The following is a 234-nucleotide window of genomic DNA, read 5'->3' on the forward strand; positions in this document are numbered from 1 at the left end:
ATCCTGTCGACCCTCGCCGTCTTCGGTGTCGCCTACGTAGCCCGCCCCCTCGGCGGCATCTTCTTCGGCCGCCTCGGCGACCGCCGCGGCCGCCGCCACGCCCTCGTCATCACCGTTGTCAGCATGGGCGTGGCCTGCGGCATCCTCGGCCTGCTGCCCACCAGTTCCGCAGTCGGCATCCTCGCCCCCATCCTGCTAGTCCTGGTCCGCCTCGCCCAGGGCTTCTCCGCCGGC

The 234-nt window shown here is 72.2% G+C and carries 1 protein-coding gene; it reads left to right on the top strand.

Going from position 1 to position 234, the window contains the following annotated elements:
• The coding region (locus CUZ56_RS15605) for an MFS transporter (RefSeq protein ID WP_148113792.1) at positions 1-234 on the top strand (234 nt) is incomplete at both ends.

Origin of the sequence: Saezia sanguinis, assembly GCF_003991585.1 — a bacterium.
In the GTDB taxonomy this organism is placed as follows: Bacteria; Pseudomonadota; Gammaproteobacteria; order Burkholderiales; family Burkholderiaceae_C; genus Saezia; species Saezia sanguinis.